The sequence below is a fragment of the Mesorhizobium sp. M0802 genome (assembly GCF_040320115.1).
Classification (GTDB): Bacteria; Pseudomonadota; Alphaproteobacteria; order Rhizobiales; family Rhizobiaceae; genus Mesorhizobium.
In genome coordinates, this window is the sequence record NZ_JAMYOY010000005.1 from 88305 (window position 1) to 106875 (window position 18571).

The 18571-nt window shown below is 62.7% G+C and carries 16 protein-coding genes and 1 pseudogene; 10 read left to right on the plus strand and 7 right to left on the minus strand.

Features of this window, described 5'->3' with window-relative positions; genetic code table 11:
* The first annotated feature begins 147 nt into the window (after window positions 1-147).
* Together NKI10_RS10195 and NKI10_RS10200 are read left to right on the plus strand one after the other, a co-directional pair.
* The gene (locus NKI10_RS10195) at window positions 148-1212 is read left to right on the plus strand and encodes a glycoside hydrolase family 25 protein (RefSeq protein WP_502897537.1); all 1065 of its coding nucleotides are present in this window, start codon (window positions 148-150) and stop codon (window positions 1210-1212) included.
* Between the two features lie 151 nt (window positions 1213-1363).
* On the plus strand, window positions 1364-1870 hold the full coding sequence (locus tag NKI10_RS10200; RefSeq protein ID WP_023700830.1) for a DUF2314 domain-containing protein: 507 nt from the start codon (window positions 1364-1366) through the stop codon (window positions 1868-1870).
* Here the strand turns inward: NKI10_RS10200 and NKI10_RS10205 are convergent.
* Window positions 1860-2819: a LysR family transcriptional regulator gene (locus tag NKI10_RS10205; protein WP_352859762.1), complete on the minus strand. Its 960-nt coding sequence runs from the start codon at window positions 2817-2819 to the stop codon at window positions 1860-1862. The two genes, NKI10_RS10200 and NKI10_RS10205, sit on opposite strands and share 11 nt — an antisense overlap.
* Before the next feature lie 103 nt (window positions 2820-2922).
* Here NKI10_RS10205 and NKI10_RS10210 point away from each other — a divergent pair, with 103 nt between their 5' ends.
* The 3 genes from NKI10_RS10210 to NKI10_RS10220 are packed head-to-tail and all read left to right on the plus strand — an operon-like array spanning window position 2923 to window position 4614.
* Complete coding sequence (locus NKI10_RS10210; protein ID WP_023669054.1) at window positions 2923-3096, plus strand: hypothetical protein; 174 nt, start codon at window positions 2923-2925, stop codon at window positions 3094-3096.
* A 28-nt stretch (window positions 3097-3124) separates the two neighbouring features.
* Window positions 3125-3733 carry a class I SAM-dependent DNA methyltransferase gene (locus tag NKI10_RS10215; RefSeq protein WP_352859764.1) on the plus strand — a complete coding sequence of 203 codons (609 nt, stop codon included), beginning with the start codon at window positions 3125-3127 and terminating at the stop codon, window positions 3731-3733.
* Window positions 3730-4614: a DMT family transporter gene (locus NKI10_RS10220; protein WP_023697600.1), complete on the plus strand. Its 885-nt coding sequence runs from the start codon at window positions 3730-3732 to the stop codon at window positions 4612-4614. Before NKI10_RS10215 ends, NKI10_RS10220 begins: the two co-directional genes overlap by 4 nt.
* A gap of 20 nt (window positions 4615-4634) precedes the next feature.
* Here NKI10_RS10220 and NKI10_RS10225 read toward each other — a convergent pair whose 3' ends face one another.
* Window positions 4635-5576, minus strand: a complete 942-nt coding sequence (locus tag NKI10_RS10225; protein WP_023715977.1) for a phosphoribosylaminoimidazolesuccinocarboxamide synthase — start codon at window positions 5574-5576, stop codon at window positions 4635-4637.
* A 163-nt stretch (window positions 5577-5739) separates the two neighbouring features.
* Here NKI10_RS10225 and NKI10_RS10230 point away from each other — a divergent pair, with 163 nt between their 5' ends.
* The 3 genes from NKI10_RS10230 to NKI10_RS10240 all read left to right on the plus strand — a co-directional run bounded on the left by NKI10_RS10230 (window position 5740) and on the right by NKI10_RS10240 (window position 7871).
* On the plus strand, window positions 5740-6711 hold the full coding sequence (locus NKI10_RS10230) for a DUF3592 domain-containing protein (protein WP_352859767.1): 972 nt from the start codon (window positions 5740-5742) through the stop codon (window positions 6709-6711).
* 256 nt (window positions 6712-6967) lie between these two features.
* Window positions 6968-7261: a hypothetical protein gene (locus NKI10_RS10235; RefSeq protein ID WP_352859769.1), complete on the plus strand. Its 294-nt coding sequence runs from the start codon at window positions 6968-6970 to the stop codon at window positions 7259-7261.
* A 4-nt stretch (window positions 7262-7265) separates the two neighbouring features.
* Entirely contained in the window at window positions 7266-7871 is a 606-nt protein-coding gene (locus NKI10_RS10240) for a hypothetical protein (protein WP_352859771.1), read from the plus strand.
* 23 nt (window positions 7872-7894) lie between these two features.
* Here NKI10_RS10240 and NKI10_RS10245 read toward each other — a convergent pair whose 3' ends face one another.
* The 3 genes from NKI10_RS10245 to NKI10_RS10255 are packed head-to-tail and all read right to left on the minus strand — an operon-like array spanning window position 7895 to window position 12077.
* A complete protein-coding gene (locus NKI10_RS10245; RefSeq protein WP_023669048.1) occupies window positions 7895-8101 on the minus strand; it encodes a type II toxin-antitoxin system HicB family antitoxin in 207 nt (68 codons plus the stop codon).
* Between the two features lie 4 nt (window positions 8102-8105).
* Window positions 8106-8306, minus strand: coding sequence for a type II toxin-antitoxin system HicA family toxin (locus tag NKI10_RS10250; protein ID WP_023669047.1), 201 nt, complete (start codon window positions 8304-8306; stop codon window positions 8106-8108).
* Window positions 8307-8312: 6 nt separating this feature from the next.
* Window positions 8313-12077 carry a vitamin B12-dependent ribonucleotide reductase gene (locus NKI10_RS10255; protein WP_352859773.1) on the minus strand — a complete coding sequence of 1255 codons (3765 nt, stop codon included), beginning with the start codon at window positions 12075-12077 and terminating at the stop codon, window positions 8313-8315.
* Between the two features lie 730 nt (window positions 12078-12807).
* On the opposite strand from NKI10_RS10255, the gene gltX reads away from it, so the two are divergent.
* On the plus strand, window positions 12808-14181 hold the full coding sequence (gltX, locus tag NKI10_RS10260) for a glutamate--tRNA ligase (protein WP_023743097.1): 1374 nt from the start codon (window positions 12808-12810) through the stop codon (window positions 14179-14181).
* Here the strand turns inward: gltX and NKI10_RS10265 are convergent.
* Window positions 14099-15304: a DUF2865 domain-containing protein gene (locus NKI10_RS10265; protein ID WP_352859776.1), complete on the minus strand. Its 1206-nt coding sequence runs from the start codon at window positions 15302-15304 to the stop codon at window positions 14099-14101. The two genes, gltX and NKI10_RS10265, sit on opposite strands and share 83 nt — an antisense overlap.
* Before the next feature lie 203 nt (window positions 15305-15507).
* Between NKI10_RS10265 and NKI10_RS10270 the strand changes: the two are divergent.
* Window positions 15508-16127: pseudogene (locus NKI10_RS10270) on the plus strand (DUF1287 domain-containing protein).
* A gap of 5 nt (window positions 16128-16132) precedes the next feature.
* On the opposite strand, the gene NKI10_RS10275 reads toward NKI10_RS10270, so the two are convergent.
* Entirely contained in the window at window positions 16133-18457 is a 2325-nt protein-coding gene (locus tag NKI10_RS10275) for an NADP-dependent malic enzyme (protein ID WP_023694169.1), read from the minus strand.
* Window positions 18458-18571 lie beyond the last annotated feature (114 nt).

Below are 18571 nucleotides of genomic sequence, written 5' to 3' on the forward strand. Positions count from 1 at the left end.
CTTCGCCCACAGGGGGAGAAGACAAGAGGGCCAATTCCTAACAACTTGATTCAAACTTTGTTGGTAATTTCTCGTTAGTAATCGAGGCCGGTTTGTCCGGCGGCGTCTGTTTGCCATCGGTCTGTTGTGTTTTGCGTACAGGTCCAGATGCGGATTTCAGGCGTCGTCAGTTTTGTCGTGGCATCGATTTGCCTTGCCGGCTGCTCGTCCACAGCGAGCGTCGATGGCTTGCAGCCGTCGAACGAGACGACCAGTTCGGTCGTGCGTCCGAGCGCGCCGGTCACAGCGGCTCCGGCGGAGACCGCCGACCTCGCGCCGATGCGGTCCGACATGGTGGCCGACAACGCTGTGGCCGACAATGCGCCGCCCTTTTCCATGGTCGAGGAAGAGGAGGCCATCGTCGCGGGCACGCCGCAGGGGAGCGCCAGACCGCAGCTCGAGCCCGCTGCTCTGATGTCTGCGCCGAAGCGGTTGACGCGCGCTGCGCCGGCCATGCTGGCCTCGCCGGTCACCCGCTACGGTTTCCGCGACGCCAAGCCGATCAATTTCGGCAAGGCTTCGCCACGCTACCTTGCCGTCCACGGCGTCGACGTCTCGCGCTGGCAGGGCAATGTCAACTGGGGCAAGCTGCGTGCCCAGGGCGCCAACTTCGCCTATATCAAGGCGACCGATGGCGGCGACCATCTCGACCCGATGTTCATGAAGAACTGGCGCAATGCCGACGCCGCCGGGCTGAAGCGCGGCGCCTATCATTTCTTCTACTGGTGCCGCACCGCGGGCGAGCAGGCCGACTGGTTCATCCGCAATGTGCCGAGGGTCGAAGGCGCGCTGCCACCGGTAATCGATGTCGAGTGGAACGGCGAATCTTCCTGCAAGCGGCGGCCGTCGCGGGCCACCGTGCTGGAAAAGATGAAGGTGTTCATGGACAAGCTGGAGCGCCATTACGGCCAGCGGCCCATCATCTACACCGCACCGGATTTCTATCGCGACAATCTCAAGGGTGCGTTTCTCGTTTATCCGTTCTGGCTGCGCGCCGTGGCGCGGCATCCCTCAAAAGTCTATCCCGGCCGCAAATGGCTGTTCTGGCAGTACTCCGGCTCCGGCCTGTCGCACGGCGTGACCGGCCGCATCGACCTCAACGTCTTCCATGGCGACGAGCGCGCCTGGCGGGCATGGGCAGGCGGGCAGACGACCGTCGCCGACGCCGACTGAACGTCAGGCCGGTGCCGGTGCGCCTGCGCTGCCTGCCGCTGCGCCTTGGGTGAATTTTCAGCGTCTCGCTAACGATCCGCTCACTGTGTCCTTTAGCGGTATCGCAACAGCCTTCCGGTAACGTGCCCGTGATCGGGTTTCGGAGGGATCCATGCGCAATCCAGTTGTGGCTGTCGCACTTGCCGCCGCCGTCGGCTACGGGTTTTTCAGTTCGCTCGGCCACATGCCGGGCGGAAGTGGCGCTTCGCTGGCGGAGTCGAAGCAGAACGTCGTGTCCTATTCCACCGAGGACAAGGCGATGCAGGCCGCCAAGGACAGCGGCCGCTCGACCCTCAAGCGCTTCCACGAACTGATGGACGCCGGCACGCCGGGCACCTACACGGTAAAATTCCCGCTGACCCAGAACGGCGCCACCGAGCATATCTGGCTGCAGCTGGTGGGCTACAGCGAAGGCTCCTATATCGGCCTGCTTGCTGACGTGCCGGTCAATGGCAACAAGTACAAGATGGGCGACAGGATGACGGTAACCGAGGCCGACGTCGAGGACTGGATGATCAAGAACGGCAAGGTGATCTACGGCGGCTACACCACGCGCCAGGCGCTTGCGGATATGCCGAAGGAGCAGGTTGCAAAGTACGGGTTGACCTTCAAGGACTGAGGGTTGAGGCGCGGGCGAGTTTTATCGCGGTGCCTAGAGGGCTGTCGCGCTTTTCGCGTTCGCGTATCTCTGCCGTCTGCGCCAGCACCCAGTCGCGAAACACCTTGATTTTGGGCGCGTTGCGGCGGCTCTCCAGATGCACCAGCCAATAGCCGTCGCCGTCCGATCCAAGCACGCCGAATGGCTGTATCAACTGGCCCTTTTCCAACAGGGCGCTGTAAAGGTTTTTGGTCAGGATCGCGGCGCCCTTGTCGGTCAGCGCCGCCATCGCATCATAGGCCTGCGTACCCAGTTTCGGGCCAGCGATGACGCGATCGGGCTCGAACGGCACGCCGGCAGCCTTGAACCAGATTTCCCACCAGGGATCGTCGGCACAGCATAGCGGCAGTTGGTAGAGATCCTCGGGGCGGTGGATGCCGCCGACGCTTTCGGCGAGTCTCGGGCTGAGCATCGGCGTATAGTCCGCCTTGAACAGATAGTGAGCCGTCAGGCCCGGCCATTTTCCACTGCCGGTGCGAATGCCGACATCCATGTCGCCGCGCGTGAAATCGACCAGCCCGTGCGATGTATTCACCTTCACGGCAAGATCGGGATGCATCAGCTGGAATGTTCCAAGCCATACGGCCAGCCAGTTCGATGCGAAGGTTTCCATGGTCGTCACCGACAGCACGCCGGTCGCTCCACCCTTGGTGGCGACCCATGCGTCGGCCAGGGTCGAGAACGCGCCTGTTGCGTGCGGCGCCAGCTGCTGTCCGGCCTCGGTCAGCGCGATCTGCCTTGTTTTTCTTATGAAAAGCGGCGTTCCGGCACGTTCTTCCAGCACCTTTATCTGATAGCTGGCAGCTGATTGGGTCATGCCGAGTTCTTCGGCTGCCTTGGTGAAACTGCCCAGCCGGGCCGCGGCTTCAAAGACCCTGATGGCTCCTAATGGTGGTAGTTCCCAGCTCATGACGCATCAATCCTGCTGATGCATACTACGCGACGTTCGATTGGAAACCAAGCCCGGAAAACGGCATGCTGCATTCATCGGATCAAACCCTGAGGATACGGCAATGACCACCACCATCGCTCTCTACAACACGCTTCGCCGCCCGGTGCTCGACCTCTTCACCGCGCCGTTCAGGCCTCGCAAGCGCGGCCTGCTCGACCGCCGCTCGCTGTCGGATCATTTCCTCAGGGATATCGGTATGCTTGACGGACGCGTGCCTCCCGGCACCATTGGCTAAGCAAGCTCTTTGACCAGGGGAGGGAAAGATGACTGTGCCATCCGAGGATCTGGCGAAGAGCCGCCAAACGATCAACGCCTATGAGGACTATGCCGAACGCTACGACGCTCTGGTGCGGCACGTTCCGAACCAAAGAGAACAGAAATGGCTGAAGCGCCTGGTGAAGATCGCCGGCAAAGGTGGCCGGATTCTGGAAGTCGGTTCGGGGCCCGGATACGATGCGGACTTCGTCGAAGGGCTCGGTGTCCAGGTTCGGCGCACAGACGCAACGAAGCGGTTTCTCGAGTTGCAGGCCGCACGCGGCAAGCATGGTGAGTTTCTCGATCTCATCACCGACGATCTCGGCGGCCCCTACGACGCGGTGCTCGCATTGTGCGTCCTGATCCACGTGCCGCGCGAGCAGGCCGACCAGGTGCTTGCCAAGATTGCCGGGTCGCTGCGGCCGGGCGGCGCCTTCCTCGTCTCGATGCGCATTGGCGATGGCGAGAAGAGCGGCGAATATCATACGGTCTACTGGCGCAGGGACGACTTCGCGGCCCGCCTCGAAAACTCCGGGCTGGTCCTTGTCGGAGACGAATTCAACGTCGGCCGCGATCGCGAAGAGTGGACCACCTTTCTGGCTGTGAGGCCGTCATGACGCGCCGCGGACTGTTTTTGTTCGTGCTGCTCAGCCTCCTGTGGGGCATTCCCTATTTGTTGATCAAGCTGGCAGTTGCCGAGGTGTCGGTGCCCTTCCTGGTCTTTGCCCGAACAGCCGTCGGCGCCCTGGCGCTGCTGCCCTTCGTCCTTGTCCAGCGCAGTTTCGGATGGCTGAAGACACATTGGCGAGCGGTCGCCGCATTCTGTCTGGTCGAGATGATCCTGCCATGGGGGCTGATCACCCATGGCGAAGTCAGCATCGACAGTTCCACCGCCGGACTGCTGATTGCCATGACGCCGGCCGTAACCGTCGCGCTCTCAAAGCTGATGGGCTCGGATGAGCGGCTGGGGATACGCCGCTGGACCGGCCTTTTCCTCGGTTTTGCCGGTGTCTTCGTGCTGGCGCTGCCGACCTTGGGTGGCGGATTTCTCGCGGTCGTCGAGATTCTCATGGCCGCGGCCTGCTATGCCTCGGGTTCGATCATCGCGTCGCGCTGGCTGAACGATGTGCCGGCAACCTCGCTGACGGCAGTCTGTCTGGCAGGGGCCGCGCTGATCTACGCCGTGCCGGCGGCGTTGGCCTGGCCGGCGGCCATGCCGTCGACAACGGTGGTTGGCGCAATCCTCGGTCTTGGCGTGTTTTGCACGGCGATTGCCTTCGCCACCTACTTCTTGCTGGTGCGGGAGATCGGCCCCGAACGGGCGGTCGTCATCACCTATGTGGCGCCCGCCGTCTCCGTGGCAGCCGGCGTGCTCGTCCTTTCGGAGCCGCTCGATATCGGCATTGTCGCGGCCTTCGCGCTCATCCTGTGCGGATCATATCTCGGCACGTGGCGCGCTCCGCCAGAACCGTCCGTGTCCGCGACCTCGGCAAGTTGACCGGCGGCCGCCAGCCGCCGTCAGAAATAAGGTCGCAGGTTCTCGCGAATGCGGTCCAGCACCGTCTTTCCCGAGATATCGGCGGTGAAGGTCTTGCCGGTGATGGTCTCAAAGGCCTGCGTGTAAACCCGCGATGTCTGCTCGATGAGCTCGGCGGGGATTCTCGGAATACGATCCTTGTAGGGATCGCAGCGCGCGGTCACCCAGGCGCGAATAAAGTCCTTGTCGAAGCTTTGCGGCCGCTCGCCTGCCTTGAAACGCTCTTCATAGCTTGCCGCAAGCCAGTAGCGGCTTGAGTCGGGCGTATGGATTTCATCGGCAAGGATGATGGCGCCATCCTTGTCCGTGCCGAACTCATATTTGGTGTCGACCAGGATCAGGCCGCGTTTGGCGGCCAGCGCCTTGCCGCGCGCAAACAGCGCCAGCGCATAGCGCGAGACGGTGTCCCATTGCTCTTCCGATAACAGGCCGCGCGTCAGGATCTCATCGCGCGTCAAGGGCTCGTCGTGACCGCCATCGAGCGCCTTGCTGGTCGGCGTGATGATGGCTTGCGGCAGCTTCTCATTGTCGCGCAGTCCGTCCGGCAGGCGGATGCCGTACATATCGCGTTCGCCGTCCTTGTATTTCGTCAGCACCGAAGTGCTGGTGGTGCCGGCGAGATAGTCGCGAACGACGATTTCCACCGGCAGAATGTCGAGCCTGGTGCCGACGACGACATTGGGGTCGGGATAATCGAGCACATGGTTGGGGCAGATGTCCGCCGTTTCCTCGAACCAGTAGCGCGCCGTCTGCGTCAGCAGCTCTCCCTTGAGCGGTATTGCGGTCAGGATCACATCGAAGGCGCTCAGCCGGTCGGTGGCGATGATGATGCGGCGGCCATCCGGCAGATCGTAATTCTCGCGGACCTTGCCTTTGTAGTGGTTCGGGAGTTCCGGAATGAAGGCATCCGAGAGAACGCGCAGTGCTGTCATCCTGGTCTCATGGCTCCTAACAGTTTGGGCGACTCTTAACAAAGTTGAGGGGGCTTCGATACCCGAGGAAGGGCGGTTCGTCCTTTGCGAATAATCAAGACATTGCCTTCGCCGTGCTATCTATTTGCAGCTTCCGGCACTCCTGGGGGACGCGGTGGACGTAGAGCTCAAATTTCTGATTGTCGGATTTGCCTGCGCGATCGCGGGCGGTCTGTCGTTCATCACCTTCGTCAAGTGGCGCGAGGTGCAGGCGATGAGCCACTGGCTGCCGGCGCCGGGCAAGATCATCTCGTCGCGCGTCGAGGCGCGCGAAGTCAGAAGGTCGGGCGTCGGCTCGGACAGCAGCGACACCACCGAGATGCGCAATTTTCCGGCGGTCACCTTCGAATACAAGGTCGGTAAAAAGAAATTTCAAAGCTCGCGCTACAGCGTGAAGGAGAATCTGGGGAATTTCGAAGTCACCGAAACCTTGGCGCAGTTTCCCACCGGCGCTGAAGTGACCGTCTTCTACAATCCGGCCGATCCGGGCAAGGCCGTGATCGAACGCACCCTGCCGGACGGCGCCTTCAAGTTCATGGTCAAGCTCTCGGCCGGGCTGGTGATCGGCACGGTGGTGTTGGTGTTTTCGCTCGGTGGCGTGCTGGAGGCGATCCGGCCGCACCTGCCCAAGCCGCAGAACCTCGGCGCCGGAGCGCTGCTGCTGTTCATGGGCCTGATGATCCTGCGCATGGCCTTCGTCCAGAAGTCGCTTGCCGAGCAGGCGGCAAAATGGCCGGTCGCCCCCGGCCGCATTGACTCCTCGGGCCTGCAGACGCTGCGAAACTACGGCAGCCATCGACGCTGGAGCACCGTCTTCAAATCCCGCATCGTGTACAGCTACGGCGTCGCAGGCCAGCACTACACCTCAGACCGCGTCACCTTCGGCGCCACGGTCACCGCTTCAATGCCCGGCCTCGTCAGCGGCCAGGCGCGCAGCTATGCCGAGGGCGGCAAGGTCGACGTGCATTACGACCCAGCCAACCCCGCCTCGGCAGTGCTCGAATGCAGGGTGCGCGGGCTTTGGCTGCTGTGGGTCTGTTCGGCCGCGTTTTTGGGCGGCGCGGCTTGGCTGGTCGGTTTTATCTGAGGCGCCACTTTCATGACAAGACATCCAATGATCGTCCGCAGGCTGGCCGTCGTTTGCCTGGCTCTGCTCGGCGCCGTGCAGGCAGCGAGCGCAAAGGAATGTCTGCTCAGCCACGCCACCTATCGCGAGCCGCGTTCGGGTGCGGTGTTGCAATTCCGGCCGCTCGACAATGAGCCGGCGGCACTGACGGCCGAAGTGTTTTCGGTGACCGTGCCCAACACCGAGACGCGCTTGCCGGCCGACATCACCTGGACCAATGGCAAAAAATTCGTTTCCGCTCGGCACCATCCGCCACGCCTGCACCGACGACGACCGCGAAGCGGGGCTGGAGGATGGCAGCGGGATGTGCCGGATATGGATGGGCCAGGTCTATGCCTTGACCGGAGGCGGAGCCGAGCAGCTGAATTCACGCGAAGCGACACCGGCGCCGAAAGGGCTGTTGCTGCCCGATTTCGGCGCGGGCTTCACCGAATTTGCCGATTTCGCCAATGCCAATCCGGACGGCTCGGCGTGGGACGCCTTCACATTGACAGGATGCAGCGATGAATAGCGCCATGAGACCGATTGTCTGGATATGCACGCTGTTTGCCTCGGCGACGATATCAGCCGCAGCGCGGGCGGACGAGCCGGCGCCATCGCGCCCGCCGATCGACAAATGCGTCTGGGAAAAGCTGGCCGACAAGACGATCGGGCTGGCCGCCTGGGCGCAGCGCTGCGATTTCGGCTTCCGCCAGATCCATTTCGAATTCGTCGGCAACGCTCTCGCCATCAAATACAGCGATGGCGGCGCGCCCGATCCGCTGGTCGAGGTGTTCGACATCAAATCAGGCGAAACCGCCGAGGCCGCGGTGTTGCGCTTGTTGCTGGAAAAGACCGACAAGGCCATCAGCGCCCGCTGCGTGCTCTCGCCCTACACCGAAGGCACCGTGCCCGCCGGCGTCAAACGCTACACATTCAGCCCCGATGCTGCCTATGCGAAAGAGCTGAAGGCGCTCGCCAATGATGAGGTCCCCGAACCGCCCTGCGGTGACTGGGGTGAAATGCCTGACGGCATCCAGTATTTCGAGGTGCCGGCGGGTGAGGGGCGGAAGGTGCTGTTTGTGCGTGCGGGGCAGGACGAGCCGTTGTTTGACGAGCAGACGCTGCGGGTGCCGGGATAGGATGTTGTCCTGAAGGCTACCGCTTATGCCTCTACATATTCAGCGAGACTGATTCCTTTGGGCACCTCCAGCCCATCGGCGCGCAAGCCCTCGATGTGAAAGCGTATAGCGTCGCGAATTTCGATTTCTACTTCTGGCACGGTAGCACCAGTTGCGATGCAGCCGGGTAGGTCCGGCACATAGGCAGAGAAATTGTTGCCTGCTTTTTCAATCACCACCGCGTAACGCATACAATCACTCCTTCAAACCGGACTGCTTGAGGATGCTGTTCAGTGTTCCTGGCGCAACCTCTTCAGACGGTTTGCCGGCCACGGTGACGCGGCCGGCTTTGGTTTTGTGCTTATATTGGCGATGGCTGCCCTTGGTTGCAACCAGATACCAACCGTCGGTCTCCAGCAGGCGAATGACTTCGCGGACTGTAAGCCGAGGCGGCATGAGTTCTCAGCTGCACCCGCTCGTCGATCCACAAGTATCGCACTTCTCGCAGGTGCCGTTCCGCACCATGGTGAAGTTGTGGCATTCCGAGCATTCGTTGCCGGTGTAGCCTTGCATCAAGGATTGCTGCCGCCGTGTGGAGGCAAGCGCCTTTGCCTCGGCCGCTTCTTTCGCTGCTTCGTCGGTGAACAACCCGGTGGGGTCGGCAGCCTCCTCGGAAACAATATCTTCGACCAATTCCTTGGCTCGCTCCTCATAGTCGCGCTTGTAGGCGATGGCTTCGTCGCTTGCTGGTTTAAGCGCCAACACGTTGGAGCCTGAGAACGCAGTTGGGGTGACCCGGGCAGGGGCCGCGGCAGGTGATCCGGCAAAACCCTTGGGTTCGCCACCTAGGCCAGACACCAACTTGACCGGCGAGGCGCCGCGGGTAAGGCCCTTCGAGAACGGCGTCGCCTTGCCTTCGTTGATGCCGCGTCCGAGCGCCGTCTTGTCGAAATCCGACTGGTCGACATGGGCGAGGTCGTGGCGGCCGAGGTAGGACACGGCGAGTTCGCGGAACACGTAGTCGAGGATCGACGTCGCATTCTTGATCGCGTCGTTGCCCTGCACCATGCCGGCCGGCTCGAATTTGGTGAAGGTGAAGGCCTCGACAAATTCCTCGAGCGGCACGCCGTATTGCAAGCCAAGCGAGATGGCGATGGCGAAGTTGTTCATCATCGCTCGGAAAGCGGCGCCTTCTTTGTGCATGTCGATGAAGATCTCGCCGATGCGGCCGTCGTCGAATTCGCCCGTGCGCAGGTAGACCTTGTGGCCGCCGACGACTGCCTTCTGGGTGTAGCCCTTGCGGCGATTCGGCAGTTTTTCACGATCGCGGTAGAGGCGTTCGATGACGCGCTCGACGATCTTCTCGGTGACCTGCACGGCACGCTGTGAAGCGGGCGCCGCGATCAACTGCTCGACCACATCGTCCTCGTCGTCCTCGCTGTCGGCGAGCAGCGACGAATTGAGCGGCTGCGACAGCTTCGAGCCGTCGCGATAGAGCGCGTTGGCCTTCAGCGCCAGCTTCCACGACAGCATGTAGGCGCCCTTGGCGTCTTCCACCGTCGCATCGTTGGGCATGTTGATGGTCTTGGAGATGGCGCCGGAGATGAAAGGCTGTGCCGCAGCCATCATCTGGATGTGGCTGTTGATGGACAGCGAGCGCTTGCCGATCTTGCCGCACGGGCTGGCGCAGTCGAACACCGCGAGATGCTGGGCCTTGAGGAAGGGCGCGCCTTCCAGCGTCATCGCACCGCAGACATGGATGTTGGCGGCTTCGATGTCCTTCCTGGAGAAGCCGAGCGCCGGCAGCATCTCGAACGAGAAGTCGTTGAGCTGCTCATCGGTGAAGCCGAACGTCTCCTTCACCCAGTCGGCGCCGAGCGTCCACTGGTTGAAGACGAACTTGATGTCGAAGGCCGACTTCAGTGCTGCATTGAGCGCCGCGATCTTGTCGTCGGTGAAGCCCTTCGCCTTGAGCGAGCCGGGGTTGACCGCCGGCGCCTGGTTCATGTTGCCGTGACCGACCGCATAGGCCTCGATCTCGGCGATCTGGCTTTCTGAGTAACCCAGTGTGCGCAGCGCTTCCGGCACGGCGCGGTTGATGATCTTGAAATAGCCGCCGCCGGCAAGCTTCTTGAACTTCACCAGCGCGAAGTCGGGCTCGATGCCGGTGGTATCGCAATCCATAACCAGGCCGATCGTGCCGGTCGGCGCAATCACGGTCGCCTGCGCATTGCGGTAGCCATGCTCTTCGCCGAGTTCGATGGCGCGGTCCCAGGCAGCCTTGGCGTGCGTGGCCAATTCCTGCTGCTTCAGGTCGGACGCGACCAGCGGCACCGGATTGACGGCGAGCTTCTCGTAGCCCTGTTTCTCGCCATAGGCGGCACGGCGATGGTTGCGCATGACGCGCAGCATGTTCTGCGCATTGCGGTCGTAATCGGCGAAGGCGCCGAGCTCGCCGGCCATCTCGGCCGAGGTGGCATAGGCGACGCCGGTCATGATGGCGGTCAGCGCTGCGCAGATGGCGCGGCCCTCGTCGGAATCATAGGGAATGCCGGACGTCATCAAGAGGCCGCCAATGTTGGCATAGCCGAGGCCAAGCGTGCGGTATTCGTAGGACTGCTTGGCGATCTCCTTCGACGGGAACTGCGCCATCATCACCGAGATTTCGAGGACGACTGTCCACAGCCGCACCGTGTGCTCGTAGGCGGCGATGTCGATCGTGCCGTCGGCATTGCGGTAGGGCAGCAGGTTGATCGAGGCCAGGTTGCAGGCCGTGTCGTCGAGGAACATGTATTCCGAGCACGGATTGGAGGCCCGGATCGCACCAGCCGAAGCGCAGGTGTGCCAGTCGTTCATCGTCGTGTTGAAATGCAGGCCCGGATCGGCCGAAGCCCAGGCGGCGTAGCCGATCTTTTCCCAGAGGTCGCGTGCCTTCAGCGTCTTCAGCACCTTGCCGTCCTTGCGGGCGGTCAGATGCCAGTCGGCGTCGTCCTCGACGGCGCGCAGGAAGTTGTCCTTCAGCGACACCGAATTGTTGGAGTTCTGGCCGGAAACGGTGAGGTAGGCGTCGGAATCCCAGTCGGTGTCGTAGGTCTTGAACGACATCGCGGTGTAGCCCTGCTTGGCGAACTGGATGACGCGGTAGATGTAGTTCTCCGGCACCGCCGACTTCTTGGCCGCCTTGATCTCGCGCTTCAGCGCAGAGTTGAGCGCCGGGTCGAAGCAGTCGTCATCATGGCCTTCGCAGTTGATGCAGGCCTTCATGATCGCTTCGAGATGTTTTTTCACGATCTTGGAGCCGGTGACCAGCGACGCCACCTTCTGCTCTTCATTGACCTTCCAGTCGATGAATTCCTCGATATCGGGATGGTCGGCGTCGACAATGACCATCTTGGCCGCACGACGCGTGGTGCCGCCCGACTTGATGGCGCCCGCCGCGCGGTCGCCGATCTTGAGGAAGCTCATCAGGCCGGACGAACGGCCGCCGCCCGACAGCTTTTCGCCTTCGCCGCGCAGCATCGAGAAATTGGAGCCGGTGCCCGAGCCATATTTGAACAGACGCGCTTCACGCACCCACAGGTCCATGATGCCGCCTTCGTTGACGAGATCGTCCTGCACGCCCTGGATGAAGCAGGCATGCGGCTGCGGATGCTCGTAGGAGGACTTCGACTTGGTCAGCTTGCCGGTGAACGGGTCGACATAATAGTGGCCCTGGCTCGGGCCATCGATGCCGTAGGCCCAGTGCAGGCCGGTATTGAACCATTGCGGCGAGTTCGGCGCAACGCGCTGGGTGGCGAGCATATAGGCGAGTTCGTCGCGGAAGGCGCTGGCGTCTTCTTCCGACTTGAAGTAGCCGCCCTTGTAGCCCCAATAGGTCCAGGTGCCGGCCAGCCGGTCGAAGACCTGGCGGGCGTCGATTTCGGAACCGTAGCGCTCGGCTTCCGGCAGCTTGGCAAGCTCGGCCTCGTCGGCGACGGAGCGCCACAGGAAGGAGGGGACGTCGTTCTCCTCGACCTTCTTCAGGCGCGCGGGCACGCCGGCCTTGCGGAAATACTTCTGCGCCAGGATGTCGGCGGCAACCTGCGAGAACTGCGCCGGCACATCGATATTGTCCAAGCGGAACACCACCGAGCCGTCCGGATTCTTGATCTCCGAAAGCGCCTTGCGGAATTCGATCTCCGCGTAAGCTGATTGGCCTGGCTTGGTGAAACGACGCTCGATGCGCATTGGTCCGGTCCCTTTTGTCTATATATAGCGCTTTTCCTCGGGGATTTCTGCCCCCAATGCGAAACGCGCATGTCCGCCGTCTGCCGGCGTTCGAAAACACCGGCTCTCCTTGTGGCAGTCTTCGTCGCCTTGCCGGTCGAGCTTCTTACGAAGCCGCTGTTCCAACTCTGCGCCGAACCCTGCGGGTCCCTCAAAACTGAATTTTTCCTCGATTCCCTCGACCGAGGGAAATTCACACTATCTAGCGTCGAACCTGCCTGCAAACACTAAATATAGTGTTAACAGACAATTTATTCCAGTCCGACAAATCTCCCTTTTCGCTCCCGAAGCCCCCACGATCCAACGCTTCCGCCAGCCTCGTAAACAGGCGGAAATCATGGCCAAAACGCACAAAATCCGGGGAAATGACCGGGCTCGAAACTCTCCGGTCGCGCCCTCAACAAGAGCACATGGCACATAAAAGGCGACTCGGTTTGCGTCGTCAAGGATTCGTTTGCGTAGCTTTTGTGACCCCAACATCTTGTGTGTCACATATGTGGATAACGGGGACAAAAAGCGGCTGAGGAAAGCCCGATTCTGCCGGCGTGGACCGCTGGTGAGCGGTTCACCCAGGCAGGCCCGGCCGGATTCTGGCTCACAGCCTTTTCATTTTAGCTGGCGTGCATTATGTCTTTGGCCTCGCGCGGGGGCGCGTCTTGTCAATTCCAAGAGCATCCGTTACGCCCCGCCCATGACAGTTACCGTCCGTTTTGCCCCCTCACCAACCGGCCGCATTCATATCGGCAATGCCCGCACCGCCTTGTTCAACTGGCTGTTTGCCATGAACAACAAGGGCCGTTTCATCCAGCGCTTCGACGACACAGACATTGCCCGCTCGAGGCAGGAATTTTCCGACGCCATCCTCTACGACCTGCACTGGCTGGGGATTTTCCCCGATGCCACCGAATACCAGTCGCGGCGCTTCGAAACTTACGACGCGGCAGTGGAGCGGCTGCAAAGGGCCGGCGTTGTCTATCCCTGCTACGAAACCCCCGAAGAACTCGACCTGCGCCGCAAGGTGCGCCGCACGCGCGGCCTGCCGCCGGTCTATGGCCGCGAGGCGCTGGCGCTTTCGCAGCAGCAGATCGCCGAATACCGGTCGGACGGGCGCCGGCCGCACTGGCGCTTCCTGCTGCCGAACTTCACCAGCGATCCGCTGCAGCCCGAGCGCACCGAAATCCACTGGAACGATCTGGTGCGCGGCGAGGAAACCGTCGATCTGGCCTCACTGTCCGATCCGGTGCTGCGGCGCGAGGACGGCACTTATCTCTACACGCTGCCATCGGTCGTCGACGACATCGAGATGGGGGTCACTCATGTTATCCGCGGCGACGACCACGTCACCAACACCGGCGTGCAGATCGCGCTGTTCAAGGCGCTAGGCGCCGAGCCGCCTGTCTTCGGCCACCACAATCTCTTGACCACGGCCTCGGGCGAGGGCCTGTCGAAGCGCAGCGGTGCGCTGTCGATCGAGAGCTTGCGCGAGGAGGGCATCGAGCCAATGGCGGTTGCCTCGCTGGCCGTCCTTGTCGGCACCTCGGAAAATGTCGCGGCGGTGCATGACATGCCGGCACTGGCCGCGCGCTTCGATCCCGCCGCCACGTCGAAATCGGCGGCCAAATTCGACCCGGACGAGCTGTTCGTGCTCAATCGTGCGCTCATGCACCACATGCCTTTTTCCGAGGCGCGGGACCGGCTGATCGTGCTCGGCATCTCCGGCGACAAGGCCGAGCCGTTCTGGCTGGCGGTGCGCGGCAATCTCGACCGGCTGAGCGACGCGGTCGGCTGGTGGCGTATCCTTGCCGACGGCCCGCAGCCGGCGCCGGAATTTTCCGACGAGGATCGCGACTTCCTGCAGCAGGCCTTCGACCTGCTGCCGGAAGAGCCGTGGACCGGCACGGTCTGGAAAGACTGGACGGCCAGGATCAGGGAAGCCAGCGGCCGCAAGGGCAAGGCGCTGTTCATGCCGCTGAGACTGGCGCTTACCGGACTTGCTTCCGGGCCGGAGCTTGCAGATCTATTGCCGCTGCTGGGTCGGGAAGGAACGCTGGCCCGACGACCCTGACCTTGCGCTGGTCCGGCGGGATCAGCGACACCGGCGACACCGGCGACACCACCGGCTTGACGGCAAGGCGCTTGATGGCGGCGCGGTCGAGCCCGCCTTGTACGTTCGCCAGCGTCTCCGGATCCGCGCCCGGATCGGGTTTGGCCGCCGGCACCGGAATGAATGGCGTTGTCTCGGTATCAGGCTGCGATTGCTCGGGCGGTAGCGGGTTGCCGCCGATGATCTCGAAATTTCCGGCCTGCGCATTGCAGCCACAAGCCAGCGGCCGCGACATGTTGGGCTGTTTGTAGAGATAGGCGGTCGGCAACTCGCTGTAGGGCCTGCCGGTCGCCGACGACGTCATGTTGGCCGAATCGTCTTCCATGCCGCGCGAATAGAACACCTGCATTTCGGTGCCGGGGCAGCTCGATTCGCAGTTCTTCTGGTCGCGCTCGAAATCGCCGAGCGAAGCCGAGTTCGACATCGGGAAGAAATAGCCGTCGCAGGTGCGCACGCAGCTCGTATGGAACTCGCCGCCGACCGTCGGGAAATCCGGCACGCCGGGCTGATTGAGCACCCGGCGCACATTGCGCTCCTCGCCGGGATCATCGGGCTGATCGAGCGTGTCGATCTGCCGGTTGCCGCCGAAAAGCTGGTCGAACAGATTGCCGTCGTCGGGTTCGCGGCTGGCTTCCTGCAGCGGCTCCCGGCGCGGCGCGGGCTCGTCACGGCAGCCATTGGCGTCGAGCGCGGCCAGGATGCGGCCGCGGTCGCGCCGCGAGCCGCCGCCGGCAAGCTGCGCGCGCTTGGCTTGCAACGCATCGAGATTGGCGTTCATGCGATCGATGCTGCTGTTCAGCGCAGCACATTGGCTGACATTGCGCGAAAACAGCGAAAACCCGCAATTCGCATCGCTCGCACGACCGCGCACCTTTGATAGCTGTTCGAACTGGCGGGAGATGGCCTTGTCATACTTCCGCACCATGCTGGAATTGCCGCCGCCATTCGATGAAGAAGCAAGCTCGGCTTCCAGTTGGCGGCAAACGCGGGAGGCGGCCTGCGGTTCAGTGGTGGCGACGGCCGAAAGCACAAGCGCGCCGAGCAGCGCAGCCAGATGCTTCAGCCTCCATCGTCCGCCCGTCATTGCCCGAAACCCCGCTTGCCTGCCTGTCTACCGGATTCGCAGTTAACCGTTCCCTCAATCTACAACCAAAGATGGTCTTAGCCCATAGACGCGTTGCAGGAGGCGTTTGGATAGGGCGGCAACTGTGCGGTCTCACCGCTGCATGAAAAAGGCGCAATCGCCCCGGAATATCCCACGATCCAGCAATGCCCCGGGGAGCTGGCATGATCGCGATTAGCCGCCGAACTGCGCTGCAGTTCGGTCTGTTGTGCCTGGCGGCGCCCGCCGCCCGGGCGCAGGGAAATCCAGCCGCTCCGGACTGGCGCAGCAAATTGGTCGAAGCCGCGCGTGAGCAGATCGGCGTCACCACCTTCTACGACCCGGCCTATGTCCGCCTCGACTATCCCGGCGGCGATGTCGCGCCGGATCGAGGCGTGTGCACGGACGTCATAGTGCGCGCCTATCGCCGCGCCTTCGAGCTCGACCTGCAGAAGCTGGTGCATGAGGATATGGCGGCCAATTTCGCCGCCTATCCCAAGACCTGGGGTCTGAAGCGACCGATCGAAACATCGACCACCGACGGGTCGGCAATCTTGCCGCTTTTTTCGGGCGCAAGGGAGTTTCCTTGCCCGCCAGCGAGTATCCTCCCGACTTTCAGCCGGGCGATGTCGTCACCCAGATGCTGCCCGGCAACCTGCCGCACATCGTCATCGTCTCATCCGAACGCTCGGCGGACGTTCCGGAACGAGCGCTGGTCATCCACAATATCGGGTCGGGCGCCCGCGAGGAGGACACGCTGTTTGCCTTCAAGCAGACCGGGCATTACCGTTTCGTGCCTGCCTGACGGCGTCAGTTGAAATGAACCACCGCCTGCGCCTTGTGCGCCGCCTCGACCACTGCCAGCGCCGTCATGTTGACGACGCCGCGCGACGTCACCGACGGCGTCAAAATATGCGCCGGCTTGTCGGTGCCAAGCAGGATCGGCCCGACATGCAGCGCGTCCATCATCGTGCGCAGCGCGGTCAGCGTGATGTTGGCGGAGTCGAGGTTGGGGAACACCAGGAGATTGGCTTCGCCCTTCAGCCGCGAATGCGGATAGACGCGCTGGCGCAGATGCTCCGACAGGGCTGAATCGGCATGCATCTCGCCGTCGCATTGCAGGTCGGGCGCAACGCGCGCCAGGATCGCCGCTGCCTGCCGCATCTTCAGCGCGCTGGGAGAATCGCGCGAGCCGAAATCCGAATGCGACAGCAGCGCCGCCTTCGGCTCGATGCCGAAGCGCTGGATTTCCTCCGCCGCCAATATGGTCATTTCGGCGATCTCCTCGGCCGTGGGGTCGACCGAGACATGGGTGTCGGTGAGGAAGATGATGCCGCGTTGCGAGATCAGCATCGACAGCGTCGACAGGTCGCGGTCCTTGACGCCCGCGCGTGGTCCGATGACCAGCGTCACATTGCGCAGATGCCGCTCGAAACGACCCTCGAGGCCGCAGATCATGGCGTCGGCATCGCCGCGCTTCAGCGCCAGTGCCGCAATCACCGTATTGTCGGTGCGCACCATGGTGCGCGCGGCCTCCGTCGTCACGCCGCGCCGGCCGGCAAGCTCGATCAACAGGTCGACATAATGGCGGTAGCGCGGATCGTCTTCCGGGTTGATCAGGCCGAAATCTACGCCCGGCTTGATACGCAGGCCGTAGCGCTTCAGCCTGACCTCGATGACATGCGGGCGGCCGATCAGGATCGGCTCGGCAATGCCTTCCTCCAGCACCACCTGGGCTGCGCGCAGCACGCGCTCGTCCTCGCCGTCGGCATAGATGACGCGCTTGGCGGTCGACGCCTTGGCCGACGAAAACACCGGCTTCATCACCAGGCCGGAGCGGAAGACGAAGCGGTTGAGCTGGTCGATATAGGCGGCGAAGTCGGTGATCGGCCGGGTCGCGACGCCGGTGTCGCAGGCAGCCTTGGCCACCGCCGGCGCGATGCGCAGGATCAGGCGGGGATCGAAGGGCGAGGGGATAAGGAAGTCGGGTCCGAAGATCGGCGTCTCGCCGGAATAGGCGCGGGCGGCGACGTCGGATGGTTCTTCGCGGGCAAGCGCGGCGATCGCCCGGACCGCGGCCATCTTCATCTCCTCGTTGATGGCGCTGGCGCCGCAATCCAGCGCACCGCGGAAGATGTAAGGAAAACAAAGCACGTTGTTGACCTGATTGGGGAAATCGGAACGGCCGGTGCAGATCATCGCGTCGGGACGAGCGGCGCGCGCGACCTCCGGCATGATCTCGGGATTGGGGTTGGCCAGCGCCAGGATCAACGGCTTAGGCGCCATATGATCAAGCAATTCCGGCTTCAGCACGCCGGCGGCCGACAGGCCGAGAAAAACGTCGGCGCCAGGGATCACATCGGCCAGCGTGCGCGCCTCGGTGTCCTTCACATAGGGGTCTTTCCAACGATCCATCTCGTCGGTGCGGCCCTTGTAGGCGACGCCGAAGCGGTCGGTGACCCAGATGTTCTCTACCTTGGCGCCAAGCGAGACCAACAGGTTGAGGCAGGCGAGCGCTGCCGCACCGGCGCCTGAGGTGACGATCTTGATGTCGGAAATGGTCTTGCCGGCGAATTCCAGCCCGTTGAGCACGGCGGCGGCGACGATGATGGCGGTGCCATGCTGGTCGTCATGGAAGACGGGAATGCCCATGCGGGCCTTCAACTGCGCCTCGACCTCGAAGCATTCGGGCGCCTTGATGTCCTCGAGATTGATGCCGCCGAATGTCGGCTCCAGCGCCGAGATCGTCTCGACCATGCGCTCTATGCCCGGCGCGTCGATCTCGATGTCGAAGACGTCGATGCCGGCGAATTTCTTGAACAGCACCGCCTTGCCTTCCATCACCGGCTTGGAGGCGAGCGGGCCGATATTGCCGAGCCCGAGCACGGCCGAGCCGTTGGAGACGACGCCGACCAGATTGGCGCGCGCTGTATAATCGGCCGCGGTTGCCGGATTGTCGCGGATTTCGAGGCAGGGCGCGGCAACACCCGGCGAATAGGCCAGCGCCAGATCGCGCTGGTTGCCGAGCGGCTTGGTTGCCTGAATCTCGAGCTTTCCCGGCCTTGGATGCTTGTGGAAGTAGAGGGCGGCTTCGTCGAGGTCCGAACGTGCCGTTTTCTTGTTCTCGCCTTCCATGCGGCCGCTCCCTCAAACCTGCTTTGCAGCCTTTTAGCACGCAAGAATGGTTTTTCGCGACGCCAAATAACGCAAGGGCGGCTAAAACAACCGGGGCCGAAAAGACCGAATCAT